General features: G+C 56.7%; 23 protein-coding genes. 17 read left to right on the top strand and 6 right to left on the bottom strand.

Features of this window, described 5'->3' with window-relative positions:
* Positions 1 to 73 precede the first annotated feature (73 nt).
* On the top strand, positions 74 to 1,279 hold the full coding sequence (locus J4772_RS20920; RefSeq protein ID WP_209071249.1) for a staphylopine family metallophore export MFS transporter CntE: 1,206 nt from the start codon (positions 74 to 76) through the stop codon (positions 1,277 to 1,279).
* A gap of 33 nt (positions 1,280 to 1,312) precedes the next feature.
* On the opposite strand, the gene J4772_RS20915 is transcribed toward J4772_RS20920, so the two are convergent.
* A complete protein-coding gene (locus J4772_RS20915; RefSeq protein ID WP_209071248.1) occupies positions 1,313 to 2,176 on the bottom strand; it encodes an AraC family transcriptional regulator in 864 nt (287 codons plus the stop codon).
* Between the two features lie 118 nt (positions 2,177 to 2,294).
* On the opposite strand from J4772_RS20915, the gene J4772_RS20910 reads away from it, so the two are divergent.
* From J4772_RS20910 to J4772_RS20900, 3 genes are all read left to right on the top strand, one after another.
* The gene (locus J4772_RS20910; protein WP_209071247.1) at positions 2,295 to 4,574 is read left to right on the top strand and encodes an alpha-L-rhamnosidase; all 2,280 of its coding nucleotides are present in this window, start codon (positions 2,295 to 2,297) and stop codon (positions 4,572 to 4,574) included.
* Between the two features lie 67 nt (positions 4,575 to 4,641).
* A complete protein-coding gene (locus J4772_RS20905; protein ID WP_209071246.1) occupies positions 4,642 to 7,746 on the top strand; it encodes a sensor histidine kinase in 3,105 nt (1,034 codons plus the stop codon).
* A 4-nt stretch (positions 7,747 to 7,750) separates the two neighbouring features.
* On the top strand, positions 7,751 to 8,857 hold the full coding sequence (locus tag J4772_RS20900; protein ID WP_209071245.1) for a response regulator: 1,107 nt from the start codon (positions 7,751 to 7,753) through the stop codon (positions 8,855 to 8,857).
* Between the two features lie 60 nt (positions 8,858 to 8,917).
* Here J4772_RS20900 and J4772_RS20895 read toward each other — a convergent pair whose 3' ends face one another.
* Positions 8,918 to 9,970, bottom strand: a complete 1,053-nt coding sequence (locus J4772_RS20895; RefSeq protein ID WP_209071244.1) for an ABC transporter substrate-binding protein — start codon at positions 9,968 to 9,970, stop codon at positions 8,918 to 8,920.
* A 142-nt stretch (positions 9,971 to 10,112) separates the two neighbouring features.
* Positions 10,113 to 11,828: an AraC family transcriptional regulator gene (locus tag J4772_RS20890; protein ID WP_209071243.1), complete on the bottom strand. Its 1,716-nt coding sequence runs from the start codon at positions 11,826 to 11,828 to the stop codon at positions 10,113 to 10,115.
* A gap of 293 nt (positions 11,829 to 12,121) precedes the next feature.
* Between J4772_RS20890 and J4772_RS20885 the strand changes: the two genes are divergently transcribed.
* The 4 genes from J4772_RS20885 (at position 12,122) to J4772_RS20870 (ending at position 15,745) form a co-directional block, all read left to right on the top strand.
* Complete coding sequence (locus tag J4772_RS20885; protein ID WP_116063360.1) at positions 12,122 to 13,267, top strand: helix-turn-helix domain-containing protein; 1,146 nt, start codon at positions 12,122 to 12,124, stop codon at positions 13,265 to 13,267.
* An 85-nt stretch (positions 13,268 to 13,352) separates the two neighbouring features.
* Positions 13,353 to 14,390 (top strand): ABC transporter substrate-binding protein, encoded by a 1,038-nt coding sequence (locus tag J4772_RS20880; protein ID WP_209071242.1) that lies wholly within the window; start codon positions 13,353 to 13,355, stop codon positions 14,388 to 14,390.
* A complete protein-coding gene (locus J4772_RS20875; protein ID WP_247740796.1) occupies positions 14,387 to 15,160 on the top strand; it encodes a nitroreductase family protein in 774 nt (257 codons plus the stop codon). The genes J4772_RS20880 and J4772_RS20875 overlap by 4 nt, the downstream gene beginning before the upstream one ends.
* A gap of 126 nt (positions 15,161 to 15,286) precedes the next feature.
* Entirely contained in the window at positions 15,287 to 15,745 is a 459-nt protein-coding gene (locus J4772_RS20870) for an MEKHLA domain-containing protein (protein WP_209071241.1), read from the top strand.
* A gap of 592 nt (positions 15,746 to 16,337) precedes the next feature.
* Here J4772_RS20870 and J4772_RS20865 read toward each other — a convergent pair.
* On the bottom strand, positions 16,338 to 17,090 hold the full coding sequence (locus J4772_RS20865; protein ID WP_247740795.1) for a C40 family peptidase: 753 nt from the start codon (positions 17,088 to 17,090) through the stop codon (positions 16,338 to 16,340).
* Between the two features lie 250 nt (positions 17,091 to 17,340).
* On the opposite strand from J4772_RS20865, the gene J4772_RS20860 reads away from it, so the two are divergent.
* The 7 genes from J4772_RS20860 to J4772_RS20830 all read left to right on the top strand — a co-directional run bounded on the left by J4772_RS20860 (position 17,341) and on the right by J4772_RS20830 (position 22,076).
* On the top strand, positions 17,341 to 17,640 hold the full coding sequence (locus tag J4772_RS20860) for a LiaF transmembrane domain-containing protein (protein WP_116063355.1): 300 nt from the start codon (positions 17,341 to 17,343) through the stop codon (positions 17,638 to 17,640).
* A gap of 54 nt (positions 17,641 to 17,694) precedes the next feature.
* The gene (locus tag J4772_RS20855; RefSeq protein WP_116063354.1) at positions 17,695 to 18,360 is read left to right on the top strand and encodes a PspA/IM30 family protein; all 666 of its coding nucleotides are present in this window, start codon (positions 17,695 to 17,697) and stop codon (positions 18,358 to 18,360) included.
* A gap of 6 nt (positions 18,361 to 18,366) precedes the next feature.
* A complete protein-coding gene (locus J4772_RS20850) occupies positions 18,367 to 18,861 on the top strand; it encodes a PspC domain-containing protein (RefSeq protein WP_209071239.1) in 495 nt (164 codons plus the stop codon).
* 4 nt (positions 18,862 to 18,865) lie between these two features.
* The gene (locus J4772_RS20845) at positions 18,866 to 19,549 is read left to right on the top strand and encodes a PspA/IM30 family protein (RefSeq protein ID WP_209071238.1); all 684 of its coding nucleotides are present in this window, start codon (positions 18,866 to 18,868) and stop codon (positions 19,547 to 19,549) included.
* Positions 19,550 to 19,692: 143 nt separating this feature from the next.
* Positions 19,693 to 20,331, top strand: coding sequence for a cell wall-active antibiotics response protein LiaF (gene liaF, locus J4772_RS20840; RefSeq protein WP_209071237.1), 639 nt, complete (start codon positions 19,693 to 19,695; stop codon positions 20,329 to 20,331).
* A gap of 40 nt (positions 20,332 to 20,371) precedes the next feature.
* The gene (locus tag J4772_RS20835; RefSeq protein ID WP_116063350.1) at positions 20,372 to 21,415 is read left to right on the top strand and encodes a sensor histidine kinase; all 1,044 of its coding nucleotides are present in this window, start codon (positions 20,372 to 20,374) and stop codon (positions 21,413 to 21,415) included.
* A 4-nt stretch (positions 21,416 to 21,419) separates the two neighbouring features.
* Positions 21,420 to 22,076 carry a response regulator gene (locus tag J4772_RS20830; protein WP_094049388.1) on the top strand — a complete coding sequence of 219 codons (657 nt, stop codon included), beginning with the start codon at positions 21,420 to 21,422 and terminating at the stop codon, positions 22,074 to 22,076.
* A gap of 100 nt (positions 22,077 to 22,176) precedes the next feature.
* Here J4772_RS20830 and J4772_RS20825 read toward each other — a convergent pair whose 3' ends face one another.
* Positions 22,177 to 22,515, bottom strand: a complete 339-nt coding sequence (locus J4772_RS20825; protein WP_209071236.1) for a hypothetical protein — start codon at positions 22,513 to 22,515, stop codon at positions 22,177 to 22,179.
* A 188-nt stretch (positions 22,516 to 22,703) separates the two neighbouring features.
* On the opposite strand from J4772_RS20825, the gene zwf reads away from it, so the two are divergent.
* Positions 22,704 to 24,257, top strand: coding sequence for a glucose-6-phosphate dehydrogenase (gene zwf / locus J4772_RS20820; protein ID WP_209071235.1), 1,554 nt, complete (start codon positions 22,704 to 22,706; stop codon positions 24,255 to 24,257).
* A 19-nt stretch (positions 24,258 to 24,276) separates the two neighbouring features.
* On the top strand, positions 24,277 to 24,900 hold the full coding sequence (locus J4772_RS20815; RefSeq protein WP_209071234.1) for a cyclase family protein: 624 nt from the start codon (positions 24,277 to 24,279) through the stop codon (positions 24,898 to 24,900).
* Positions 24,901 to 25,362: 462 nt separating this feature from the next.
* Here the strand turns inward: J4772_RS20815 and J4772_RS20810 are convergent, their stop codons facing one another.
* Positions 25,363 to 25,836, bottom strand: coding sequence for a GNAT family N-acetyltransferase (locus tag J4772_RS20810; protein ID WP_209071233.1), 474 nt, complete (start codon positions 25,834 to 25,836; stop codon positions 25,363 to 25,365).
* Positions 25,837 to 25,982: the final 146 nt, after the last annotated feature.

Here is a 25,982-nt window from a genome sequence, read left to right as displayed (position 1 = left end):
CAACGGCCGCACTGCAGGCGTGCGAGTTCACAAATTCGGTATGCAAGCAACAGGACGGAGGCGAAGGGGAACGATGACGGACAAGGCTCTATCGGCGCCTTTCTTGCGCTTGTATGCGCTCGCTCTGTTGTTTTTCAGCGCCAATGCGATGCTGAACGTGATCGTTCCCCTGCGCAGCGAGGAGCTGGGAGCGAGCAACGGCCGCATCGGCCTGATTATGGGCGCTTATATGTTTACCTGTATGTTTTTCCGGCCGTTGGCCGGACATCTGATTCGCAGGCACGGCCCTGCCGCGGTGCTTCGCGTCCTTCTGCTGGTGAACGGAGCCGCGCTTGTTACGTATGCCTTCGCGGGATTGGAAGGCTATTTGGCCGCCCGCGTCATGCAGGGCGTGTGCACCGCCTTTTTTTCGATGGCGCTGCAGATCGGCATTATCGACGCCTTGCCCGAGGAGCAGCGCTCCCAGGGCTTGTCGCTGTACTCGCTGTCGACGTACATGCCGACCGTCCTCGGGCCGCTAGTTGCTTTGGGGATTTGGGATTGGGGAGGCATGGACGCCTTCTCGCTCGTTCTGATCGGACTGGCGCTGGCTGCCGGACTGTTCGGGTATCGAGCGCCGATAGAAGCCGTTAGGCCGCACCCGGAAGCCGGGGAGACGGCCCACGGCCCCGGCGAACGGCTGCGCGGCCGTCGTCCGCTGCTCGTAAGCTGCTGGCTAATGCTGCTCGCCTCCGTCGTGTTCGGAGCGGTGTCGACGTTTACCCCGCTGTACGCCAAGCAGATCGAGGGCGGACATGCCGGCGTTTATTTCATGATCCAGGCTTCGGTTATCGTCGTCTGCCGCTTTGTTCTCAGCAAGCGCATTCCGTCCGACGGCCGCTGGCCCGCCGGATTTCTGGGCGCGGTTTGCCTGTGTGCAGGACTCGGGGCGTCTTTGCTCGCGCTTTCACAGGTAGGGGGTCCCATCGTTTTTTACGTCTCGGCCGTTCTCGTTGGGCTGTCCCAGGCTCTGATCTATCCGACGCTCGTTTCTTACTTGACCTTCGTGCTGCCGGAAGCTTCCCGGAACGTCCAGGTCGGCCTGTTCCTGGCCGCGGCCGATCTCGGCGTCTCCCTGGGAGGATTCGCGATGGGACCGGTGGCGGATCGGTTCTCCTATGGAACCATGTATGCGGCCGGAGCCGGGCTGGCCGTGCTGGCTGCATGCACGGCGCTACTGAACCGACCCGCTCGCTCCTTCGCCGGAGTCCGCGGCTCGTCCGAAGCGGGGCATCTGTAATCGGCCATCTTTGTTTGCCTGCGCGAAAGTCGGCTAAGCCTTCCGTTCTTCGCCGTTCCGATACTCTCCAGGCGTCTGTCCCGTTTTTTTGCGGAACAACTCATGGAAAAACTTCAGATCGCGGTAGCCCGCTTGCGCGGCGATGTCCTTCACGGGCATCGCCGTTTGTCGCAGCAGCTCGCAGCATTTTTTAATGCGCAGGTTTTGTACGTATTCCGTGAAGGATTGCCCCGTCGCTTTTTTGAGCATGCGCTGCATGTAGCTGACGCTGACTGGGAGCAAGGCGGCGACTTCGGACAGAACGATCGGCTGATCGTAATTACGCTCGATATACTCCAGCACTTTAGCTAGCCGCGACATCGCGGAAGCCGACGTTCTGCCGGATAGCTCCAATCGGTACAAGCACGCGATCAGCTCCGTCAACCGGGCGTACAGAACGGCTTCGTATCCGGGCAGTTTCGCCTGATACTCCCGATATAGCGTCTCCATGCAGGCTTTTCCTTCATGAAAGGAGTCCTTAAATCTGCGATACGATTGCCCCTGCCCGGACAGGAGCGACATCGCCTCCTCCGGCAACGGGTAAGCGCGCGCCAGCACGTCCGGAACCGAAGGGTCGAACAGGCAATTGTACACGATCAGCTCGTCCTTGGGAGCTTCCGAAGCGGGACGGTAGACGTGGCGCGTGCCGATCGGAATGATGAAGAAATCCCCTTTTTCCACGTACAGCCGCTCGTTCCCGATATAATGAAAGCCTTTGCCCTCGGCGACATATTGAATTTCCACGAAATCGTGAATGTGGATCGGCAGCGAGAAGCGTTCGCGTTCCCTAGTTGCGGCGATAGGCAAATCGGGCGTCCAGAACTGCTTGCCTTCCAGCGTGAACGGGGCGGAGGCCATAAACCTTCTCCTTTGCGAATAGGATGTATATGCCCTATTAATAGCATGTCGAACCCCCTATAAGCAACGAAAAAAAGCATGATATGCTGAAAAAAAAGGCCGCAGGAGGACGATAGGGATGACGGGATACGAGAATAAGAGAGTTGTGCACCGCAAGGAGCTGAACACGGAATGGGAGGCGCTCTGGATTTGGCGTTCGCGGCGGGTCCGCGTGAACGATTTCGCCTATTTCCGCAAGGAGTTTTCCGTTCGCGGTCCGCTGAAGCGGGCGCTCCTGTTCTACTCGGCGCACCACACGGCCGCGGTGTATGTGAATGGGACGAGGTTAGGGGGCTATGTCTCCCCGGCTCCGACAAACCCCGAGAAACGCAAAGCTTATTTGGCCTACGACGTCACCGAACTGCTGGCGGACGGCCGCAACTGCCTGACGGCGGATGCCCATTACTTGGGCGGCAGCGGCCAGAATTATTACGACGGTCTGCCGGGCTTCAGGCTTCAGCTTCAGCTTGTCTACGAGGACAGGACGGAGAAGGTCGTGAAGACGGATGCGTCGTGGCAGGCTCTGAAGGAAATGCCCCATGCCGTCGGAACCCCGTACCAGCAAAACCGCAGGGTGTCGGCCATCGAGGCTTACGATGCGCGTAAGCTGGACCCGGAGTGGCGCTATGCGGGCTGGCGGAAGGAAGGCGCAACCGTAATGGCGAAGCCGGCTCTGATCGGTAGCGACGACTGGCCGATGGAGGCGCAGCGCATTCCCGAAGGAGCGATCGCCGAGGAGATCAAGTGCGTCAAGCTGCCGCAGCCCAATGGCGGGGAAGCGGAGTTCGCGCAGGTGTTCGATGCGGGAGCGATCGTCTCGGGCTGGCCTAGGCTGGCGTTAAAGGGAGTCGAGGGCACGGTCGTTCGACTGCGTTATTCGGAGGATTTGGACGAGAACGGACGGGTTAAGCACAACGTTACCAATGAGTTTTCCGACCGTTACTACGATGAATATACGATGCGCGGAGACGAACTGGAGACATGGCAGCCGGATTTCTCGTTCAAGGCGTTCCGCTATGTGGAAGTGACGGGTTATCCGCTCGAGATCGCCGAAGGGGGAGTGACGGTATGCTGGGCGTATACCGGCATGGCTCAGACCGGCGAATTCTCGTGCTCGGCCGAACATTTGAACAAGCTGTATGCAGCCTGCATTCGCACGCAGAAAAACAATACGCTGGGCCAGACCGTCGACTGCCCGCACCGGGAGCAGGCGCAGTACACCGCGGATACGGATCTGCAGGCGGAGGCGCTGTTGTACAACTTCGAAGCGGTCGAAGTCGTGGCGAAGACGCTGGCCGATTTTACGGATGCGCAGCTGGAGGACGGCACTTTCCCGTTCGTAGCGCCGATCAATTACGAGAATCCGGACTTCCATATTCAAATTCCGGAATGGGATCTGCATTACGCAACGCTGATGTGGAAGGCGTACGAAGCTTCCGGGGACGTCGGTATTTTGAAAAATGGCTACGAGACGGCGCGTCGTATGGTCGATTACTTCCTGAGCATCCGGGATGCGGACACCGGGCTCGTGCCGTTGGACAAAGGCTGGCACATCAGCGATTGGCCTTACCCTTCGGTCGAGCATAAAGGGCAGTTCCTGACGGTGCAGCAGATCAAGCTCGTCCTTGCGCTGCGAGCGGTCGGCCGAGCGGCTGCTTTGATCGGTCGAGCGAAGGAAGGCGGGACCTACGCGGAGCACGCCGAACGGTTGAGCGAACGGATCGTCGAGCAGCTATACGACAGGGAGCGCAAGCGATTCCGCGACAGCTCGGAGTCGGATGCCCGCCATCAGGGCGTGACGGCGATCGCGTTGGCCGCGGGGCTGGTGCCGGATGAAGACCGGGAGCGGGCGATCGCCTCCGTAGCGGAGCAGAGCTGGGAATGCCGGACGGTGCTGTCGCTGCCGCTGCTGCGCATGCTGTTCGACAACGGCCGCGAGGCCGAGGCGTTCGCGCTGCTCGACCGCACGGAGTATCCCGGCTGGGGGCATATGATCGCTCAAGGATCGCCGACGATGTGGGAAGGGTGGGAGGATATCGAAAGCCACTCTCACGCCTGGAACGGTTATCCGGCAAGGCTGCTTCAGGAATATATCGTCGGTATTCGCTCGGAGACGCCGGGCTTTGCCAAAACGACGATCCGTCCCTATATGCCGGACAGCCTGACGTTCGCCGAAGGCAAGATCGCCACGCCGTTTGGACCGGTCTCTGCCCGCTGGGAGCGGACAGACGGCGGAGTGCGCGTGCGTGCGACGATTCCCGCGGGGATGGAAGCGCGGCTGACGCTGCCTCTTGCGGACGGCCGAATCGTCGAGCAAGCTCTCACCGAAGGGGAGAATGAGATGTTTTTCGCCAAATAGTCTGTCGATGAAGTGCTCCTCCTGCTATAGTGGTAATTAAGATTCAGCTTAGCCGGGGGAGAAAGTCATGCTTAGAAGAGCCGTTGCGGTCGTACTGATCGTCCTTGTTTTCATTTCCTTGATTCCGTTGTCCATGAAGCTGGACCGCGCCGACCAAGCCGACGGCTTGCGGGTGCGGCAGGGCGTTATGGATTTGTCCGGCTGGCGGTCCGAGCAGTCGCCGCGCATTAAGCTGGACGGGGAATGGGAGTTTTATTGGGGACAGCTGCTGTCCCCGGAAGACTTCGGGCGAGGGGGTGCGGACAAGCCGGCTCTTTCTTCGTATATCGGGGTTCCTTCGCAATGGAACGGCAAAACGGTCGGCGGCGAGAAGCTGCCGGCTCACGGCTTCGCGACTTATCGGATGGTGCTGAAGAACGTTCCCGCAGACGAGACGTACGCCGTCAAGAAGACGAACATCCGCTTTTCCAGCGCCGTATTCGCCAACGGCAAGAAGCTGTTCGAGGATGGCAGGCCTGCGGACAATGCCGACGGTTATAAGGCGGGCAATGTGCCCGGCATCGGCTTTTTCTCGGCGGATAAGGGCGAGATCGAGCTGATCGTGCAGGTCGCCAACTTCGATTACGCCAATTCGGGCATTCCGGCTTCGCTTTATTTCGGCGGCCAGGCGGCGATGCTCGCGTCCCAGCAGAAGAGCAAGTCTCAGGAACTGAGCGCGTTTGCGGTGCTAGCCGCCCTGACGCTGATCTACCTTGTCACCTTCGCGGCGACGGTTCGACATCGAAACGGCGACGCTTCTTTGCTGCTGCTTACCCTCACTTGCGCGTGCTATGCGATCTTTAACGGCTTGATCGGGGAGCGCGTACTGCTTCAATATATACATATGCCTTTCGAGCTGATCTTCAAGGTGAAGGACATCTGTTCGATGGCCTGCTTTATTTTCCTCGCGCTATTCTTCTATAGATTGAAAAAAAATATTTTGTCCCTCAAGTTCGTCAGAGGCTTCATCGGTTTGCTGACCGTCTATATCGCGCTGATCGTCGCGCTTCCGATTCCGACGTATACGAAAGTCGAGCCGCTCATTATTTTGGCTTACGAGTCTTTGACGCTGTGGCTGCTGCTGAGAGCGGCTGCGCTGTTCCTCAAGAGCGAGCGGGAAGAGCGGATGAAGTCGTTTTTGCTGTTCGTGGCGATGCTTTGCTTTACCCTCCATTCGATCGATCTCATTTTATTTTCTTTTTCATTAAAGGAGAGCATGTGGCTCGGCCAGCTCTACATCGTCTCTTTTAACCTGATGCTCCTGTTCCTGATCGTGATGCGCTTCTTCGACGCTTATTCGACGGTGGAGCAGATGAAGGACCAACTGCTGCAGATGGACAAGATCAAGGACGAGTTTCTGTCCAATACGTCCCATGAGCTGAAAACGCCGCTCAACGCTATCGTGAACATTACAGACACGCTGCTTAAAGGCGCGGAAGGGCAAATGACCGAGCGGCAGGCGAGCAATTTGACAATCGTCAGAGACAGCGGGAGAAGGTTAACGTATCTGGTCAACGAGCTGCTGGACTATTCGAAAATGAAATACGGCGATATTGCGCTGCACAAGAGCGATATCGATCTGAAATCATACGTGGATTCGGTTATCGGCCTCCATCTGTTTCTGCTCGGAGGCAAACCGATTCGCATCCTGAACGAAATTCCCGCCCAATTTCCGCCCGTTCACGCCGACGGCAACCGGCTTGTGCAAATTTTGCACAATTTGATCGGCAACGCTGTCAAATTCACGGAGCGCGGGAACGTCGTCGTAACCGCCGGGACGGTCGGTGACAACGCCGAGGTGCGCGTCACCGATACGGGAGCCGGCTTTGCCCCGCATTTGCGGGAGCTGCTATTCGCGCCGTTCGAGCAGGCGGCAGCTGCTGCACCTGAAGCGGCGGCGGGAACGGGACTAGGGCTGAGCATCACGAAGAAGCTGGTCGAGCTGCACGGGGGAGAGATTCACGCGGATTCGACGCCCGGCGAAGGCTCGGTGTTCTCGTTTACGCTTCCTCTTTCCGTCGGCGAAGCGGCCTTCACGGCCGCGGCGGACGAGCAAGAGCCGGATGCTTCCATGCACGTTGCAGCGTTCGGCAACTTGGGGGCTCGCGTCGGCGGAAGCAGGATCGAGCGCATTCTGATCGTCGACGACGATTACGCCAACCTGCAATCGATGATCAACCTGCTGAAGCTGGAAGGGTATCCGTTTGTCGTTGCCGGGCGGGGAGAAGAGGCGCTGGAGGAGCTGGCGGCGAACCGGGATTTTTATCTGGTCATTCTGGATATTCGGATGCCCGACATGTCGGGCTACGAGGTGCTGCGAAAAATCCGGGAGCGCTATTCCCAATTCGAGCTTCCGGTATTAATGCTGACGGCCAACAATCGGGAGGGCGAGATGAAAACGGCGATGGACAACGGGGCGAACGACTTCGTCGGCAAGCCGTATGAAGCGGAGGAGCTGATGGCGCGCGTCAGAAGCCTGACCCGGCTTAAGGCTTCCGTGCAGAACGCCCGAGACGCGGAAATCGCCTTCCTGCGCTCGCAGATCAATCCTCATTTTCTGTACAATGCGCTGAACTCCATTGCCGAGCTGTGCGTGGACGAACCGGAGCAGGCGGAGGAACTGACGCTGCAGCTGTCGTGTTACTTGCGAAGCAGCTTCGACTTTAAGCAGTTGGACTCGCTGACAACGCTGGAGAACGAACTGGAGCTGGTCGGCGCTTACGTCAAAATCGAGGAAGCCCGGTTCGGCGATAGATTAAACGTGGTCTATGAAATCGAGGCTCATCCCGATTTGCGGATTCCGCCTCTTGTGCTGCAGCCGCTCGTGGAGAATGCCATCCGGCACGGCTTAATGGCCAGCGCCGAGGGAGGCGTCGTGAAATTGTCCGTAAAACAGCGGGATGCAGAGGTAATTTTCTCGGTGGAGGACAACGGTCGGGGGATGAGCGAACAGAGATTAAGCGAGGTGTTAAGTCCGGGCGACGGCACCGATAGGCCCGGTATCGGGCTGTGGAATATCAGTCAGCGTCTAAAGCTTCTATATGGAAGAAGCTTGCGCATTCACAGCGAAGAGAATCGGGGAACGACAGTTGCTTTCGAGATTCCCGCGCAGCCGGCACATGGGAGGAAATGAAGCTATGCTGAGTGTGATTATCGTAGACGATGAAAAGCTGGCCATTAAGCGATTAAAGCGGATTTTGCTGGACAGCGGGGCAATCGGGGAATGCTCGGTGTTCTCCAACCCGCGCGAAGCCTATGAATTCGCGAAGGAACAGCGGATCGACGTCGCTTTTCTGGATATCTCGATGCCTGAAATTAATGGAATGAGGCTATCCCAGCTGCTTGCGGAGCTGGACGATTCGATCGACATCGTGTTCGTTACCGGATATGACAATTATGCCGTTCAAGCGTTTGATATGAGCGCGCTGGATTATATTTTGAAGCCGATTACCGCCGAGAGAGTATCCAAAACTTTACAGAAGCTCAAGAAGCGACCCCGGGTGAAAACGTCGAGCTCTATGCTGTCGGTAACCTTGTTCAACGGTTTGGACATCCGCATTCAATTCGAGGAGAACGAACGCGCCGAGCCGATCAAGCTGCGGAGTCCGATAACGGAGGAGTTGTTCGCATATCTGGTCTGCCACAGGACGGCGACGAGAGAAGAGGTGGTCGAGGCGCTCTGGCCCGACCTGCACGGGGAGAAGGCCTTGAACAACCTGAATACGAACCTGTATTACATTCGCCGAACGCTTGCGGGAATCAAAGCGAGTCCGTGCTTCATATCCGGCAAGAAGGAAATCCGCGTCGACGATAGCGGTCTGCAGTGCGACCTGTACGAGTTCGAGCGGCTGCTGGACAAGATCAAGGACGCTTCCGAGCCGAGCGCGGAGCTGCTTCAGCAAGCGGCGGCGTTGTACAAAGGGGATCTGCTGAAGGGAAAAGCGTATGAATGGGCCGCCGAGCAATCGCGGAGGCTGGAGCGAAGCTATATCGAGCTGCTGGAGTTCGCGGCCAGGCACAGTCTGGACTCCGACCAGCCGCATAGGGCGCTAAGCTACTTTCAGGACATATTGAAGCTGGACTCGATCAGGGAGGATGTGCATCATGAGGTGATTCGCCTGTACATCGAGTTTGGCCGGCATCAGGAGGCGGAGCGGCAATATCGCAGCTTGGAGGAAATCCTTCGGCGCGAGCTCGGCACGAATCCAGACGCACGGATACGGAAGCTGATGGGGCGGAGGTAACGGTGCAACGCGAGGGCTGTCCGCCGTTCGAATACTTCGAGCGGCGGACAGCCCTTCGTATTACTTGGATGCGGCAATCAAGGCGTCAACAATGTAATCGATTTGTTTGTTCAGCGAGTAGAAATCGCTGTAATAGCAAAATCCGAACGGAATTTCGATCAGCCGGCCTTCCTTAATGGCGGGAATTCCGGTCCACAGCCGGTTGCCGCTCAGGTCGGCCATTCCTTTGTAGGAGGAACGGAACACGTAATCGCCGATGTAATCCTCAAGAATCTCGAAGGAGAGGGACAGCGCTCCCTCTTCATCGGGATTGGCCGTATTTTTATCGATCTGCCGCTGTACGAGTTCCGGCGCTTTAAGACCGAGGTGACGGTAGATCGCCTGCGAGCCCCTTCCGTAATCCAGGCTTGCCACAGTGAACATCACGTTTTTGCTGCCGCCTTCGACGAGGGTGACGGTTTTGTCCAGCAATCCGGCGTCGTCCAGCTTCTTCCGGCCGCTCTCCATCTTAACTTGAAAATCCGCGATCATCTGCGCCGCCTGTTCTTGCCTGCCAAGCACCTCGCCGAGCTCGGCAATCGTCGCCTCCGGAGATTGCTCGAACGTATTGATGAGGATGGTCGGAGCGATTTTGCGCAGCGCTTCGTAAGTTTCGTCGCTTGGCACCAAAATCAGGTCGGGGTCAAGCGCGATAATGGCTTCCTGATTCGGCTTGAACCATTCTCCGAGAGTCGTTGTTCCGTCGAGCTGGTCCCAGAAAGCCGCTCCTTCGTACACGTCCGATATTCCGACGGGAGTAATGCCGAAGGACAGCACGTCCCCGATCATATACAGCGCGACGATGCGCTCGGGACGGTTCGGCACCTCCACATCTCCTTTAATCGTAGAGACGACGCGGGTGACCGGTTCCTCCATTGCGGATTCCTTAACCGGTTGCTCCGAGCTTTGCGCCTCTTCGGTTTGCGGTTCCGAGGCCGTCGTCCCGCTTTCTTGCTGCGAGGCGCCTGTCGCGGCGGGGGAGCTGCCTCCTTCGTCCCGGGTTCCGCATGCAGCTGCAAGCAGCAGAGTAAACAGCATTAACATAAGAGCGGCCAAGCGTTTCCGTTGTGACATAAGTCTTTCCTGACTCCTTTCATCCTTGTGCGAGTAGGTCTGTGCCGGATCGGCCCTCCCTCTATCGTGACAATGATAATCATTATCATCACGTAATGTAGCACAAGGCAAGGAGAGGGGACAATGTCGGATTCGGACGCGTCTACTGGCCTATACGGCCAATCCCGCGATCCGCGCAATTCAGCAGCCGTTCGGTAATGCGGACGATCTGCTGCTCCATCGACAGCGTATCGGGATAGTAGAGCAGGCCAAAATCAAGCTCGATCAGGCGGCCGTCGTTGACGGCGGGCAGGCTGCGCCAGACTTCGTGGACGGATAGGTCGTCCATTCCGGGATAGGAGGAGCGGATCAGAAAGTCTCCGGCCACCGAAGCCAGATTCTCAAGGGGGACGATCAGGTTGTTGCCCTTGCCGGAGTAGTCGATCCGGCTTTGGATGAAGGCCGGGGCTTTCATGCCTAGAAAATGATAGAGAGCTTGCGAGCCGCGTCCGGCCCACTTGCTGCATACGACAGACATGCCTTTAAGGCCGCCTTCCACAATCGTGACGGTGCGGTCCTGCAGTCCGGCTTGCCTCAGTTGGTCCTTGCAGCGTTCGGCCAGTCTTAGCAGGTGTTCCGTTCTGGACCAGACGTCCAGACTGCGCCCCAAGCTCGCGTTCACTGTTGCCAACTGTTCGGCGGAATCGTGAAACGCGTCGATACAGACGGTCGGCGCGATGTGCCTGATCTGCTGCCACGTTTTTTCGGAGGGAACGACGATCAGATCGGGCTTAAGCGCTGCTATTGCCTCCAGATCGGGGGCATACCACGGGCCAACCTGCGGGATGCCGGCCGCCTCCGCTTCAAAGCTGGCTCCCTGATATAGATCGGAGATGCCGACCGGTACGACTCCGCAAGCCAGCACGTCTCCGATTAGATACAGAACGACTACGCGTTCCGGACGCAGAGGCACCTTGACGCTGCCCGTCGAGGTTTGCACGCTTCTCGAGGCCGCCAGCATGTGAACGTCTTGAGAGGAAGACGTCGGCGCCCCGTCCCTGCGTCGATGCAGGTCGCGGTAGCCGATCGGCGGCATGCCGGTCTGTTTCTTGAACATTTTAGCGAATGCGTAGCTGTCGGAATAGCCGAGGCTTTCGGCGATTTCCTGCAGATTGGCGTCGGTAGAGGCCAGAAGACGTTTTGCTTTCTTCATACGCAGATGAATGACGTAATCGATCGGGCTCACGCCCATGCGCTCCTTGAATTGTCTGCCAAGATGGCGCGGGCTGCTGTCGGCTTGATCGGCCAATTGCTCCAGCGAAATCTCGTCTTCGTAGTGCAGGTGGATATACTGCAGTGCTTCCGACACGCTGTCTCCGCCGGGCTCGGGAAGAGCGCTGCTCTCCAATTGGTCCAGCAACAGTTCGACGAAGCGGTAGAAGTGGCCTTTGGCGATAGCTTGTTGCATCAGAGTGTCCGCGCTCCGGTCCGATTGGAGCAGCTTGTCCATCAGCTCCGTTATGGCCAGCGGCAGCTCAGGAATAAAGCCGTACGAATCCAGATAGGCGTCCGGAAGTCCTTTCCCGGAAGCTTCGGGGCCAAGTCCGTATTCGACGACGTAGCACTTGCATTCCCGGCGTTCGGGATAAAGGGCCAGTCGAGCGCCCGCGCCCGCATGAAGCGCGAAGAAACGCTCCGCCGCTAGACGGTCGTCGCCCAGCTCGATACCAGCACGCCCCTGGCAAAGGAAGAGAAAGACGCTGGAGGGAAGCTTGTCGTAAAGCAGCGGCTGAAGGGGTTGAACGTAATGCAGCCGGACGCTGCGGATGCAGATGATGGTATTTTCCCAGAACAATTTATGGGCCTTGCTGTCGAGCACAAGAAGGCCTCCTTTTCTTGCGGATTTACGCCTCGAATATAGTGGCTGCGGCCGGATTTGTCAACATAAGACGGTCTGTCCTTCCGTTGCGAAGGAGGGGCGAACGGGGAGCATGGAGCGAAAACGCCCGATTTGAGGTTCGACTGGGCCAAATGAGGGTCTGAGCAAGAGGCAGGACGGAACATCGGAGCGTTCGCCGGTTGAAAATAAAGAGCCGTTCCCCTACAATAGTATTGAGAACTATTCTCAATAACTAGAGGGAAAAGCACGACCCTCGGGGAGGGCTCGGCGGAGTGGGGAAGGAAACGCCGCGGGACAAAATCGAAGCCGTTATTCTCTATATGAAGCGTCACCTGCGGGAGAAGCTGCCCAGAGATCAGTTGGCCGAGCTGGCTGGGCTGACTCCGGAGCATTTTTCCCGCGTTTTCAAGAAGCACACCGGACAATCTCCCGTTGATTATTTAATCCGAATTCGCGTGGAGCGTGCCGAGGAGCTGTTGCGGAGCACGTCTCTGGCGATCAAGGAAATCGCCAGGCAGGTCGGGATTGAAGATCCCTATTATTTCAGCCGTGTGTTCAAGAAAGTGACCGGGGCGGCGCCGTCGGACAGTCCGCGCAGGAGCGTACCGCGCGTGGTCGCGCTGGATTATTACGGCCATTTGCGCGCGTTGGGCGTAGAGCCGGTTGCGATCGACGCGCATGCGGTCGGCATGCAGGGAGAGCTGGCCGATTGGAGCGCCTACACACAGGATATCGGTCCATCGGTGGAAAAGGGGCCCAATCCGGAACGGCTCAGGTCCCATCGACCCGAGCTGATCGTCTCTCATAGCCAGCAACATGCGTCGGCTTTGGCGGAATATGGGCGCGTCTATGTCGTGAAGGAAAACGAAGACCCGATATACGGGCAATTGACATCGCTTGGCGGCGTATTGGGTAGGGAGACGGAAGCCCGGCGATGGCTGGAAGCTTACGAGCGGAAGCTCGAAGGGCTGCGCGCGGCTGCCAGGGCTTATTTCCGCGAGGAGACGGTCGCGCTGCTGAGAGTTCGGGCGGAGGTGCTCCAAGTGTATGGAAACATGATTATGGGCTATCCGCTGTACAAGGCGCTGCGGCTGGCTCCGCCGCGCAAGCTGAGCAAGCAGTTCGTCATCAACGCCAACTATCATTCCTCCGTGATCGAGCCGGAGGAGCTGTCCCATTACGGCGCGGATCATCTGTTCGTCGTCGTGCAGCCGGACGAAGCGACCCGTTCGCTATGGGAGCGAATTCGAAGCACCCGCATATGGGCCGATTATCCAGCCGTGCGGCGGGGCAACGTCTACGAGCTCGACGTCCGGCGCTGGCTGGCGTACGATCCGGTATCCATTCTGAGCCAAGCGGAGGAAGTGGCGGAATTGGCGCGCGCCCGGATGAACGCAACGCATAAAAATCCATCTTGAACGTCATATGGCTGCATGGCGAAGGATGGGGAAAGCGGCTATACTTCTTAATGATAATAAGAATCACTATCATTTGGAGGTCAACATGCCCAGTCAACCCAATTTTGTTCGCATTCGCTCTTTAGGAGCGTTCGTGCTTGTCGCGCTGCTGCTCGTCACGTCGGTTATCGGATGCAGCCAGACGCCGTCGGCGTCGTCTTCGGAGACGGCAAGTCCGTCCGCGTCTCCGTCCTCATCTTCGTCCGCCGCCGAATCCGCTCCTTCGGCGCCGGAAACCCGAGTATTCACGGACGGCCTGGGCCGCGACGTGGAAATTCCGGTCCATCCCCAGCGGGTCGTCGTATCGGAGTTTTCCTCCCAGGCGCTCACCGTCAGCGTGAAGCCGATCGGTCTCGGTCCCAACGACCTGAAAAACGCCTTTACCCAAGCTCAGTTGACGGGTATCGACGATGTGGGAGATCCGCCGAACGCGGAGAAAATATTGGATCTTAAGCCCGATTTGATCATTTTCTCGCAGTATATGCCCGAGATTTACCCGGACGCGATGGCCCAAATCGAGAAGATCGCTCCCGTCGTCTACATTGCGTTCGAAGACCCGATCTACGACGTGCTGACAACCGTTGCCGACGCGCTGGGGAAAACGGAAGAGGCCGCGGAATGGATCAAAGGCTACGAGGCGGAGCGCGATCAGGTCAGAGAAGAGGTCCAGGAGGCGCTCGGCGAACAGACCGTGTCGATCTTCCGTATTCAGAAGGGCCGCCTGCGCATTTATCTCAGCACCAATTTCGGGGGTTACGCGCTGCGCTCCGCTCTGGGAGCGAAGGCTCCTGAAGCCGTGCAGGAGGAGATCGCCAAGGCGAAGTGGGCCAATGCGGTGGAAATCTCGCTGGAGAAGCTGCCGGAATATGCCGGGGACAAGATGCTTGTGATCGTGGCGGGCGAAGGCGACGATCAGGACGAATATCAAGCGATCAAGGATACCGCGCTGTGGAAGTCGCTTCCGGCGGTCAAAAACGGCGACGTTTATTTCCTGGATACGCTCAAGTATTACAACTCCGATAATGTAACGGTTCGGGAAACGATGAAGGAAATGGCCGCTTTGCTGACGGGCAAGGCGCCGTGACCGGGAAGGGACCGACTGAAGTCGAACGCGATAACTCGGGCGGCGTAGACCCGGCAGAGGGAAGAGATGTTGCCGCAACCGAGACGGAATCTGTAGAAGTCGAGTGCGATGCCGCAGGCTTCGCAGGGATGGCAGAGGGAAGAGATGTTGCCGCAACCGAGACGGGATCGGTAGAAGTCGAGCATGAAGCCGCGGATCTCGTAGGTCCGGTGGGAGTTGGCACGCTGGAAGCGGTCGTACGCGGACGGCGGACCGTTCGCAAGTTCAACGGCAAGCCACTGGACAAGCGAACGGTGCTCGAGCTGTTGGAGGCGGCCTCGTGGGCTCCGTTTCATTCCCGAGAGGAGCCTTGGCGCTTCATTCTGTTCTGCGGGGACGGTCGGAAAAAGTTCGCCGAGGCGATGGTGGCCACGCTGAACAAGGAAACGAAGGCAGAGTGGGGAGAATGGTTCGAGGACCAGTTCTGCCGGTTGATTCCCGCGCATCTGCTCGTCGTCATTCCCGCGGATCCCCGGCAGAAAGTCTGGGAGGACGCCTTCGCCGCCGCCTCCGCGCTGATTCAAAATTTTCAACTGCTAGCCTGGGAGCGGCGGATCGGTGTCGTCTGGAAAACGAACGAATACAACTGGGATCCCCGGTTTCATCGCGCCGTAGGCGTGAAACCGGAGGAAAGAATCGTCGGCACGCTGCATATCGGCTATTTCGACCGCGTTCCCCGTGCGGGCAAACGCATGCCGATCGATCAACTGCTAACTTGCTTCGAAGAGTAGACGAATATTCACATCCGGCGACGTCAGGGAATACTCCCTGCGTCGTCTTTATTTTATGCGGTTTGAATCGATCGAGGCTATAATAGAGATTAACGCAGAAGAAAGAACGGAGTTGACCGAAACGCCATGATCGAACCGAAGAACGAAGTGCCCGCATCCGAAAACCATTCCCGACTGCTGCTGGACAGCTACCGCCGAGCTACGGGGCGCGACTTGCTTGAACCTGAAGGCGAAGCAGCCGCGACGCTGTTCCGCGCGCCGTTCGTGCTGCTCTCTCACGGGACGGAAGCCGATCCGGTGCTGAACTACGGCAACGCTGCAGCCCTTAAGCTGTGGGAGATGACTTGGGATCAGTTTACCGGGACTCCCTCGCGTCTGACTGCGGAGCCGATGGAGAGGTCCCAGCGCGAGAAGCTGTTGATAGACGCCAAGGAGAAAGGCTATTCCGACGGCTACTACGGCATTCGGATTTCCAGCGTCGGCAGGAGGTTTGAAATCCGCAACGTACTGCTATGGAACGTTGTCGACGAGCAGGGAATCTACAGGGGGCAGGCCGCCGTTTTCTCGGAGTGGACTTATGTCTGATCGGCGCGGAATACAAAGCGGTCTAAATGTGTAAGAGTGTACATCTCGCGTACTTATTCGCCTAGCATCGGCTCAAGAGGAAGGAATAAGGCCGTCCCGAGTACTTATTCGCCCAGCATCGGCTCAGGCGGAAGGAATAAGGCCGTCTCGCGTACCTATTCGCCCAGTATCGGGTCAGGCGGAAGGAATAAGGCCGTCTCGCGTACTTATTCGCCCAGCATCGGCTCAAGCGGAAAGAATAAGGCCGTCCCGCGCACCTATTCGCACAGCATCGGCTCAGGCGGAAGGAATAAGGCCGTCCCGCGCCGTCTCGCGTACTTTTTCGCCCCACATTAACGCTGTTGGAGCGTTTAGACTGCGTTCACCAATTTGAGCAGCGTCATATGATTTTCCATGTCGTGTACTCGCGCGCGCGGAAGTCTCTTCATAAGAGGAGCACGCCTCTGGTGCCCCCGCAAAGTAAACGGACTAAGCTAATGAAGCTTAGTCCGTTTACTGTCTTACATTGAAAAGAGATGAATACCCATGCACCTTGTTCTTCGATGATCTTTCAGAGCAACTTGAAGCTCCTATGGCTTAGCCTCTTACCTTCTTACTTCTCCGTCAGAACGCTGCCGCCGAACAGGAAGCGATACTCCCACTGAGAGCCCGCGAACGATTGGACGTGGACGCCTCCGCTGGCATTGGAGTAGGTGTGAAGTATTTTACCGTTGCCGAGGTAAAGCGCCACATGGGTGATCCGCTCCGTCTCTTTGTCGACGCTTCTATAATCGGAAGCCGTCGAGCCCTCGTATGTCATGAAGAACATCAGATCCCCGCGTTTCAGGCTGCGCCAGTCCGTTTTAGCGGTGCCTAGCTTTTTCACGAACGCGCCTTGCTGACGGGAGTCGAGAGGAAGCAGTAGATCCGTATGCTGCTTATAAATCCAACGCACGAAGTCGGAGCAATCGAACGTATCGGTCGTGCTCCGATTGGAGCCGAACAAATACGGCGTTCCGATATACTTCATTCCTTCCGCGATTACCTTTTCGATTAGCGCCGCGCTTGTATCCTCCTCACTGCCCGCATTTTCGCCAGTTTCATTATTACGGCCTCCGTTATCGGTCTTGCCTCCGCTGTTGCCGCCGCCACTTCCTGTATTTCCGCCAACTGAGCTATCGCCATTTCCTGCCCGTGGATCGGTTCCGGAAGTTGTATCTTCATTAGATAGGAGCGTTTTCTTGGTCGGCGCCGCCGGTCTGCTCGAAGCCGAGCCGGAAGCTGCAGCCGAGGACTTTCCCGGAGCGACGCCGACGATGCCAGCAAGCAACGCCGCCGCGCACAAGGTCGCCACCTGCTTCTTCATGCTGTTATCCCCTCCGTCATATGACTTCATAAACAACCTTTTTAAACGCTAACATAGGAAGATAGGGGCGGGAAACCCACAATTGTTGCCATCGACGCGCCGCAAGTCCGATATGACAAGGTCGCTGGACCGTAAGGACCCTCGACTGCAGTCTAGGATCAAAAACATACGCGGGTCCGTTATGCATAAACGCGGAGAGGTTTACAATAAGGACATGAGATAAACGAGTTGCAGAAAAGAGGTGAAGCAAATGAGAAGAGGAAATGGATTAGCGCTTCTGTTGATCGTATTTGGAGGATTAATTATTCTCGGGAAATTGGGCTTCGGATTGGGATGGTTGTTCGGACTGCTGGTACCGATTCTGCTGATTCTGCTCGGCGTCGCGGTGTGGAACAATGGCAACAAGATGCTGGGAGGCATTATCGCCATCGTCGGAGGATTCGTGCTGTTGGGTAAAATGAGCTTCGTGCTCGTATGGATCGCAGCCATCGCAGCGATCGTCCTCGGAGTATCGATGCTGGGACGCAGCAACCGGGCGACAAGATTTTAATCTTCATAATAGACGCAGCAACTGCCGCGATCACGAACGAGGAGGGAAAAGGGAATGACCGTCATAAAAAGAGTGCGCGACATTACGGTGGCCACGTTAAACGATCGACTGGAAAAAGCGGAAGATCCGGTACGCGTCATCGATCAATTCCTATGGTCGACGCACCAAGAGATTACCCAAAGCGAAGGGCTGCAGCGTCAATACGCAGCACATACGGACAGCTTGTACCGGCAATGGAAAGACGCCGAGAAGTGGGCCGACAAGCGCGAGCAGCAAGCTCTTACCGCTCTGAAGGCAGGCGAGGAGAACGTCGCGAAGCTGGCGCTTCAGGATAAAGTCATTCACGAGGAGAGCGCTCAGCGCTACCGCGATCTGTACCAGCAAAGTCGAAGCGAGCTTAACGATCTGGAGCTGCTGCTTCAGGAGCTGCGCAGCGAATACCGCGCAGTGTACGATCGCCGCCAGTTTTACGTAGCCAGAATGGAATCGATTCGACTTCAACAAAGACTTAACGCCAGATTTTCCCCCGGCGGCGCGGATACGTCCCAGATGTTCCGCAAAATCGACGACCGCCTGACTGATATCGAGCTTGAAACCCGCAGCCTGCGCGACCTGCGCCGAATGGGACAGGAAACGCTGCTGCATGCGGGAGAGGTCGTGAAAAACACGATCGAGAGAGAGCTGGAGGAACTGAAACGCAAACTGCAACAAGGAGGTTAATCGGAGATGCGCAAACTTTATCGTTCCACACGGGATCGCAAGCTATTCGGAGTGTGCGGAGGATTGGCGGACTTCCTAGGCGTCGACGCGACGCTGCTGCGGATTCTGTTGATCGTGGTAGCCGTCTTCTCTGCGGGTTCCGTTGTCCTCGTCTACATTATCGCAGGATTCGTCATCCCGAGGGAGCCTTATCACGGCGGCTTCGGACCGGGGCCTTACGATCCGGGATACCGGGGGCACGATCCGTATTACGGCTACAATCCAGGGCAAGCGCCGAATCCGGGCCCAGGCTGGAATCCGAATTCTTCCGGCTTCGCAGGCCATTCCCATTCAGCTTCCGCCCGTCCGGGACCGGCCGCATCGGCTTCGCCGACGTCCGGAGGCCCGTCGCAAGGGATTGACGCCATGATGGAAGACATCGAAAAGAAGTCTATGCAAAGAGAGATCGACGAACTGAAAGCCAGATTATCAAAATTTGAAAAGCAATCGAAAGGGGAATAACACAATGGGAGTATTTCAAAGAATCAAGGATCTGACGAAGGCATCTGTACATGATTGGCTCGACAAGCTTGAGGATCCGATCGTTATGTTGAATCAATATTTGCGCGATATGGAAATTGAAATTCATGACGCCGAAGTGACGGTAGCCAAGCAGATGGCGTCCGAGCGCCGCATGAAGCAGCGTCTGGACGAACTGGTACGGATCGGCGTCGACCGCGAAGGTCAAGCGGAGCACGCTCTGCGCTCCGGCAACGAGATGCTGGCCCGCAAGCTACTCGAAGAGAAGGTTCAATACAGCCAGCAGGCGGCAAGCCTGGCAGAGCTTCACGCCCAAGCCAGCGCTCAAGTATCCGAGCTGACGACGCAGCTGCACGAAATGAAGGAAGAGTACTACAAGCTGCGCAATAAGCGTAACGAGCTTGTCGCTCGTTCCCAGATGGCGAAGGCCCGTAAGTCAATGGCTCAAGTTAGCTCTCTTCATACGATCGAGAGCGGAGCGGCTTCCCGCGGCTTCCACCGGATGGAAGAGAAAATCATGCAGATGGAAGCGGAAGCCGAAGTGGCCAGATTGCCCGGATCGCCTTTCGGCACGACGCCAAGCCGCATCGATCCCGAGAAGGAATTCCGCGTAGAGCAGGAACTGGAAGCGCTAAGAAGCCGCGTTCAACCTAATTTGAACAAAGAGTAAGCGATAGCCATTCTCCCTCGACGCAAGATATGCTATGATGTCGGATAGTGATGTCGCGCGAAAGGGCAAGCCATAACGGACATAGCGCCGTTATGGCTTTGCCTGCGACAAGGAGACGAACGCGACAGGAGGTGTGACCCGACATGAGAAGATCCAGCAACGCGATCGTGTTCATAGCCGCCGGACTTTATCTCGCGCTTGGCGCCGTGGCGGGTTACGCGACGGTTAATGCGGTTCTGCTATTGCTGCTAGGAATTCATCGATACCGCTCCGACCGCTCCAGACTGTCGGTTGTCGTCATTGCGATCAGCACGCTCGTGCTTATCGTGAATCAGTTCGCGCTTTTCGTCGTCGTAGTGCTCGTCTCGCTAGGCATTTATTATTTTCGCGCTCGTCCGCCGGAGTTCGGAACGCATGTCAGCAACCATCGTTTGTTCATGAACATGAGGATGGAAGAGCAATCCTGGGTGCTGCGCTCGATGAGCTATTGGCACGCGTTCGGAGAAATTCATATGGACATGTCGCTGGCCGTGCCGGAGGAGAAGGAGACGACGATCGTTCTTCAGGGTGTCGTCGGCAACGTCGACTTGATCGTTCCGGAGGATTACGGTATGCAGGTGGAGGCGTCCGTGTTGATCGGGCAGGCGTCGTTTCGGCAAATTCAAGAGGGCGGCATGATCCAGCGTCTATCGTGGAAATCGCCGAACTACGAGCAATCCGAGCAGAAGCTGAAACTTCAACTGTTCTACCTCGTAGGAGATATCAAAATACGCACCGTGTAGCGGGCGTTCGGAAGTTCTAATCGTTATGAGGGGGAGCCGCATGGAGTCTCGTAAAGTCACCAATATGGTTTGGCGTCACATGGGCGAGGCCGTGCTCTACTCCTTGGGCGTGGGCGCTCTTGTCGTTTATTTACTAATCCGCTACGGCGTAGACGGTTCGTTCCAATCGTTGAACAAGGCGATTTCGTTCTCGCTAACCGCGATTGGAGTGCTGACCGTCGCCGGGGCGGCTTTTGGTTTCTGGAGAAGCTATCCGATACGGAGTCGTCTGGAGATGCTCAGGGAATCGATGGTGACTTTGGAGAAAGGAACCCCGTCTCTGCCTTTGCCGGATCTGGGCAAGGACGAGATCGGCCGGCTCGGCGATCAGCTTGGCAAGCTGGGCCGGAAGTGGGAGGATCAGGTCACGTCGCTGCAGCGCTTGTCCACGAACAATGCGGAGCTTGCCGCGCAGGCTCGGATGAGCGCGGTCGTCGAAGAGCGGCAGCGCTTGGCTCGGGAACTGCACGACGCGGTCAGCCAGCAGCTGTTTGCAATTTCGATGACGGCGACCGCTGTCGGAAGAACAATGGATCACGATTTCGAGCGGGCTCGCCGACAGGTGGAGCTGATCGAAGAGATGGCTTCCGCGGCGCAATCCGAGATGAGGGCGCTGCTGCTGCATTTGCGGCCGGTGCATCTGGAAGGCAAGCGTCTGGCGCAGGCGATTCCGGAGCTGGTCGAGGAGATGAAGGCGAAGGTGACGGTCGACATCGCCATCGATATCGAGCAGGATTTGCCGCTGAACAAAGGCGTGGAAAATCACTTGTTCCGCATCGTGCAGGAAGCGTTGTCCAATACGCTCCGGCATGCGAAGGCGACGAAGATGGATATCGTGCTTCAGCGCCGCGGCGAAGCGGTGCGGCTGGGCATTCGGGACAATGGAGTCGGCTTCGACCCGCAAGTGAAGAAGCATGCCTCCTATGGCATGACCAGTATGGAGGAACGCGTGAACGAGCTTGGCGGAGCGCTGAATATTGCGAGCGCGCCGGGCAAAGGAACGAGAATCGAAATCAGAGTGCCGTTGATGGCGGAAGGCGGTTGAGCGGATGGCGGCGGAACAGTCGTTGGTGCGAGTATTATTGGTGGACGACCATGAAATGGTCAGAATCGGCCTCGCAGCCGTACTCGGTACGGAAGAAGGCATCGAGGTTGTCGGGGAAGCCGGCAACGGGATGGACGGGCTTCGCCTCGCGCGGGAATACTCTCCCGACGTCGTGCTGATGGATCTCGTCATGGAAGGCATGGACGGCATCGAGACCACGCGGCGCATTATGGAAGAAATGCCGGAATGTCGGGTCATCGTGCTGACCAGCTTCCTCGACGACGAGAAGATGTATCCCGTTATCGAGGCGGGGGCGTTCAGCTATCTGCTGAAAACCTCGCGCGCCTCCGAGATCGCGGATGCGATTCGCGCGGCGGCGCGCGGTCAGTCCGTGCTCGAGTCCCAGGTCGCCTCCAAAATGATGAACCGCTTCCGCCGCCCGCAGCAGACGGCGGCGCAGCCTCATGAGGATTTGACCGAGCGGGAGATGGAAGTGCTGAAGCTAATCGCGCTCGGCAAGTCGAATCAGGAGATCGCGGACGATCTGTTTATCGGAATCAAAACCGTTAAATATCATTTGACGAACCTGTTCGGCAAGCTTGGCGTCGAGGATCGTACTCAAGCGGCCATCTATGCGCATCGGAACGGGCTGGCGGATTAAGGCGTGTCTGCAAACCCGCTCAGGGCAGCTATCACCGCCTGCTTCGTCACTTTTGCTTGATTGACGTACCCGGTACGCTTTCACAAAAGTTCCTTGCATCCTAGATCGGCCAGACCGCTTTCACGTGCTCCAAGGAAATGACCGACTTGGACGAGTTGATCTGGAGCGGCGGCTCCAGCCCCATTTTCCCCCAATAGAGCGGTTCCGACACATACGGCGTTTCTTGCTCAGAAGCGCTGATTTCGGCCTGAATCTTCGATTTGCGTCCCCGTTTGACGGGGCGAGCAGATCTCTCCCCGTTCAGCACAAGCGTAGAAGACCCGCACGAGGTCAATACTCCCGTATGGCGGGCGTCGTCGTAAGTTACGACGCACACCGCGCGGCCGAAGAACGGCCGAAGAGAGTATTCGTCTACGGAATAATCGTCGTCATACATCATAGGTCAACCTCCTGGGTGATCGATTTGATGCATTGTATTCCCGTCGTGACAAACGTGTACGGGCGGCTACCTATACAGCGGCGAAGACCGTTAAAAACATAGCGTTGTCCGGCTAATTATGCTACACTACAATTCATGAGAAATGGCAAAATCGGCTCATCCAATCCTGCCTAAGAAAGATGAGGATCATGACGGACAACAAAATCGATTCGGTTTCCGCTCCCGCAGCGGTCTATTTCATTTTCGGAGCAACGGGCGACCTCGCCCGTCGCAAACTGTTCCCGGCTTTATACAGCTTATACCGCGAAGGCAAGCTCGGAGAGCGATTCGCCGTCGTGGGACTTGCGCGCAGGCCGCGCACGAACGAGCAATTCCGCGACGACGTGTTCTCGTCCATCGGCGAATTTTGCCGCTACAAGCCGGGGGAGAACGAGGTGTGGAGCGCGTTTTCCGATCATTTTACATACTTGTCCCTGGATACGGGAAATGTGGACGCGTTTAAGCAATTGAAGGAGCATACGGAGCAACTGGAAGCCGCCTACGGCATTCCCGGCAACCGTCTGTTCTACTTGGCGCTGGCTCCGGAGCTGTTCGGCAGCGTGTCGCGCAATTTGCGCGACGGCGGAATGCTGGAGAGCTCGGGCTGGCATAGGCTTGTCATTGAGAAGCCTTTCGGCTACGACTATCCGTCCGCGGAGAAATTGAACGAAGAAATTCGTCATGTGTTCCGGGAGGATGAAGTGTTCCGGATCGACCATTACCTGGGCAAGGAAATGGTGCAGAACATCGAGGTCATCCGGTTTGCGAATGCGTTCTTCGAGCCGCTCTGGAATAAAAACCATATCGCCAACGTGCAGATCACGCTGTCGGAGACGGTCGGCGTCGAGGATCGCGGGGCGTATTACAACAAATCCGGCGCGCTGCGGGATATGGTGCAGAACCATATGCTGCAAATGCTGACAATGATCGCGATGGAGCCTCCCGGCCGTCTCGACCCGGAGAGCATTCGCGACGAGAAGGTCAAGGTGCTGCGTTCGGTCAGACGCTATGCCTCGGAAGAGGAAGTTCGCGACCATATCGTGCGCGGGCAATATTCGAGCGGTTCGCTCAAAGGCAAGGCGCTGAGGGGCTATCGCCAGGAGGACAACGTCGATCCGGAGTCCGTCACCGAGACGTTCTTCGCGGCGAAGCTGTTCGTCGAGAATTTCCGCTGGGCCGGCGTGCCTTTCTACGTGCGCACAGGCAAGCGGCTTCCGGTCAAATCGACGGAGATCGTCGTCGAATTCAAGAACGTGCCGGGCAACGTTTTGTTCGCCCGTAAGCAGGATTTGCAGCCGAACCTGCTCGTCATTCGCGTTAATCCGATGGAGGGTATCTACTTCCGGATCAACGCCAAGGCGCCGGGCAACGACATGAAAATTCAGCCGGTCGCGATGGAGTTCTGTCAGAGCTGCCAGGTTGGCATCAATACGCCGGAAGCGTACGAGCGTCTTCTGTTCGACGCGGCTCGCGGCGAAGGCACGTATTTTACCCGTTGGGATGAGCTTGCGGCAGCCTGGAAGATCGTAGACCCGATTGCTGCAGCATGGAGAGATTACGCGATCGCTCCCGACGAATATCCGGCCGGTTCTTGGGGACCGGAGAAGGCCGAGCGGATTCTGAGCGACGACGGCTATCACTGGTGGCCGGTGAACGGACAGGACGAGGATCATGTCGTTTGGGTGTCCAACACGGACAAATAAGCGGTTGGAGGTAGAGCTCATGCCTAAAATATACGATATCAGCATGACGATCGAAGAGGGCATGCAGGTATGGAAAAATTACGAGGCCAAGAAGCCCCGCATCGAGAACGTGCAAAATCACGATCAAGGGAAGCCGCATGAAAGCCTGCTGACGATGAATGTGCATACGGGAACGCATGTCGATGCGCCGCTGCATATGCTGGCTGGCGGCGAGACCATTGAGACGATCTCGCTTGAGCGTCTCGTCGGCCCTGCCCGTGTGCTAGACTTGACTCATGCGAAGGAAAACATCACGAAGGAAGACCTTGAGCCGTTCGCGATTCAGAAGGGCGAGCGCATCCTGCTGAAGACGTCGAGCTCCTACAGCGAGGAATTTCTGCTGGACTTCGTGTTCCTGCGGGAGGACGGAGCGCGCTATTTGGCGGATATCGGCGTCGGCCTCGTCGCCACGGACGCGCTCGGCATCGAGCGCGCGCAGGCCGAGTATCCGACGCATCGCACGCTAATGCGCGGCGACGTAATCATAGTCGAAGGCTTGCGGCTGAAGGATGTTCCTGCAGGCAACTATACGTTGGTCATCGCGCCGCTCAAGATGACCGGCATCGATGCGGCTCCGGCTCGCGCTTTGTTGCTTGGCGATTAAGAGGATAAAAGCTGTCCGTTTACGGGCGGCTTTTTTTTATAGTTATTTTGTCAACTGCATGAATTGGCACATCGTTCGTAGGAGTAACTCAATTTTGATTTGATGGGGCGGGAGGGGGCAGGTGCACATTGTACGATTTTTCATGCGAAGGAGGTTCGAACAGCGCCGAATTTTGAATTTTATACGATTCGTCATACAAATCGGACTGGGTGACCGACAAAGATAGAGCTTTTATACGATCCGTAGTACAAATCAGACGGGGTGACCGACAAAGCTGGAATTTTTATACGATTTATCGTACAAAGTGCCGTAAACGGCGGCTCGAAATAGGGTTTTATACGGAAGATCGTACAAAGAAGAGGCTTGGCCCCCAACCGCTAAAGTCAGTGCCGACAAACCATAACTTTCGCCGATCGTAGGGACAGAATTGTCCCGCGCGCTAAATTTCGCCCAGAAAGACGTTTAACGCAACGGTTTGATCATTTTGAAGTTAACTAATTGAATCCCCTTTCGTTCTACGCACTGCGACTTCACTACTTGATATCCGCGATGTTCAAAAAAGGGTTTCGCTGTAATACTAGCGTCTGTATCCAGTTCAGTAAGACCCAATTTGCTTGCCTCAGATTCGAGTGTGTTTACTAATGCCGAAGCAATCCCTTGTCCTTGAAAATCTTTGTGAACGTACAATCTATCCAGGTGCCCTTTCCGGGTCATGTCGGAAAAACCGACGATTATGCCTTCGATTAGGGCAACAAAGGAGATATTGTTGCTCATAGATTCTCTCCAGGACGCCAATCTAAGCTCCTCATCCTCTTTGGATGCCCATGCATCCAACTGCTCTTGCGTGTAATCTTTCTTGTTTACAGAATGAATGGTTTCATAGAACAGCTGGACAATCTGACTGATATCCGAAGCTTGAAACTTTCTGATTTCCATCCTGAATCCTCCGTTTCACCGTTAATTATAGAACGATCGTTCGCGTTTTTCAAATATCAACCACTTGATTGGTGCAGTTTTCGCAAAAAGTAAGCAAATCTATCCTTTTGTAATTGATAATGATTATCATTATTCATATACTAGGA

This window comes from Cohnella sp. LGH, assembly GCF_017671885.1.
In the GTDB taxonomy this organism is placed as follows: Bacteria; Bacillota; Bacilli; order Paenibacillales; family Paenibacillaceae; genus Cohnella; species Cohnella phaseoli.
This window is presented reverse-complemented; position numbering and strand designations above follow the sequence as displayed.

Bases quoted from the DNA above. Each gene is read 5' to 3' on its own strand.
- J4772_RS20920 (WP_209071249.1), top strand. From the start codon at position 74: ATGACGGACAAGGCTCTATCGGCGCCTTTCTTGCGCTTGTATGCGCTC.
- J4772_RS20915 (WP_209071248.1), bottom strand. From the start codon at position 2,176: ATGGCCTCCGCCCCGTTCACGCTGGAAGGCAAGCAGTTCTGGACGCCC.
- J4772_RS20910 (WP_209071247.1), top strand. From the start codon at position 2,295: ATGACGGGATACGAGAATAAGAGAGTTGTGCACCGCAAGGAGCTGAAC.
- J4772_RS20905 (WP_209071246.1), top strand. From the start codon at position 4,642: ATGCTTAGAAGAGCCGTTGCGGTCGTACTGATCGTCCTTGTTTTCATT.
- J4772_RS20900 (WP_209071245.1), top strand. From the start codon at position 7,751: ATGCTGAGTGTGATTATCGTAGACGATGAAAAGCTGGCCATTAAGCGA.
- J4772_RS20895 (WP_209071244.1), bottom strand. From the start codon at position 9,970: ATGTCACAACGGAAACGCTTGGCCGCTCTTATGTTAATGCTGTTTACT.
- J4772_RS20880 (WP_209071242.1), top strand. From the start codon at position 13,353: ATGCCCAGTCAACCCAATTTTGTTCGCATTCGCTCTTTAGGAGCGTTC.
- J4772_RS20870 (WP_209071241.1), top strand. From the start codon at position 15,287: ATGATCGAACCGAAGAACGAAGTGCCCGCATCCGAAAACCATTCCCGA.
- J4772_RS20865 (WP_247740795.1), bottom strand. From the start codon at position 17,090: ATGAAGAAGCAGGTGGCGACCTTGTGCGCGGCGGCGTTGCTTGCTGGC.
- J4772_RS20860 (WP_116063355.1), top strand. From the start codon at position 17,341: ATGAGAAGAGGAAATGGATTAGCGCTTCTGTTGATCGTATTTGGAGGA.
- J4772_RS20855 (WP_116063354.1), top strand. From the start codon at position 17,695: ATGACCGTCATAAAAAGAGTGCGCGACATTACGGTGGCCACGTTAAAC.
- J4772_RS20850 (WP_209071239.1), top strand. From the start codon at position 18,367: ATGCGCAAACTTTATCGTTCCACACGGGATCGCAAGCTATTCGGAGTG.
- J4772_RS20845 (WP_209071238.1), top strand. From the start codon at position 18,866: ATGGGAGTATTTCAAAGAATCAAGGATCTGACGAAGGCATCTGTACAT.
- liaF (WP_209071237.1), top strand. From the start codon at position 19,693: ATGAGAAGATCCAGCAACGCGATCGTGTTCATAGCCGCCGGACTTTAT.
- J4772_RS20835 (WP_116063350.1), top strand. From the start codon at position 20,372: ATGGAGTCTCGTAAAGTCACCAATATGGTTTGGCGTCACATGGGCGAG.
- J4772_RS20830 (WP_094049388.1), top strand. From the start codon at position 21,420: ATGGCGGCGGAACAGTCGTTGGTGCGAGTATTATTGGTGGACGACCAT.
- J4772_RS20825 (WP_209071236.1), bottom strand. From the start codon at position 22,515: ATGATGTATGACGACGATTATTCCGTAGACGAATACTCTCTTCGGCCG.
- zwf (WP_209071235.1), top strand. From the start codon at position 22,704: ATGACGGACAACAAAATCGATTCGGTTTCCGCTCCCGCAGCGGTCTAT.
- J4772_RS20815 (WP_209071234.1), top strand. From the start codon at position 24,277: ATGCCTAAAATATACGATATCAGCATGACGATCGAAGAGGGCATGCAG.
- J4772_RS20810 (WP_209071233.1), bottom strand. From the start codon at position 25,836: ATGGAAATCAGAAAGTTTCAAGCTTCGGATATCAGTCAGATTGTCCAG.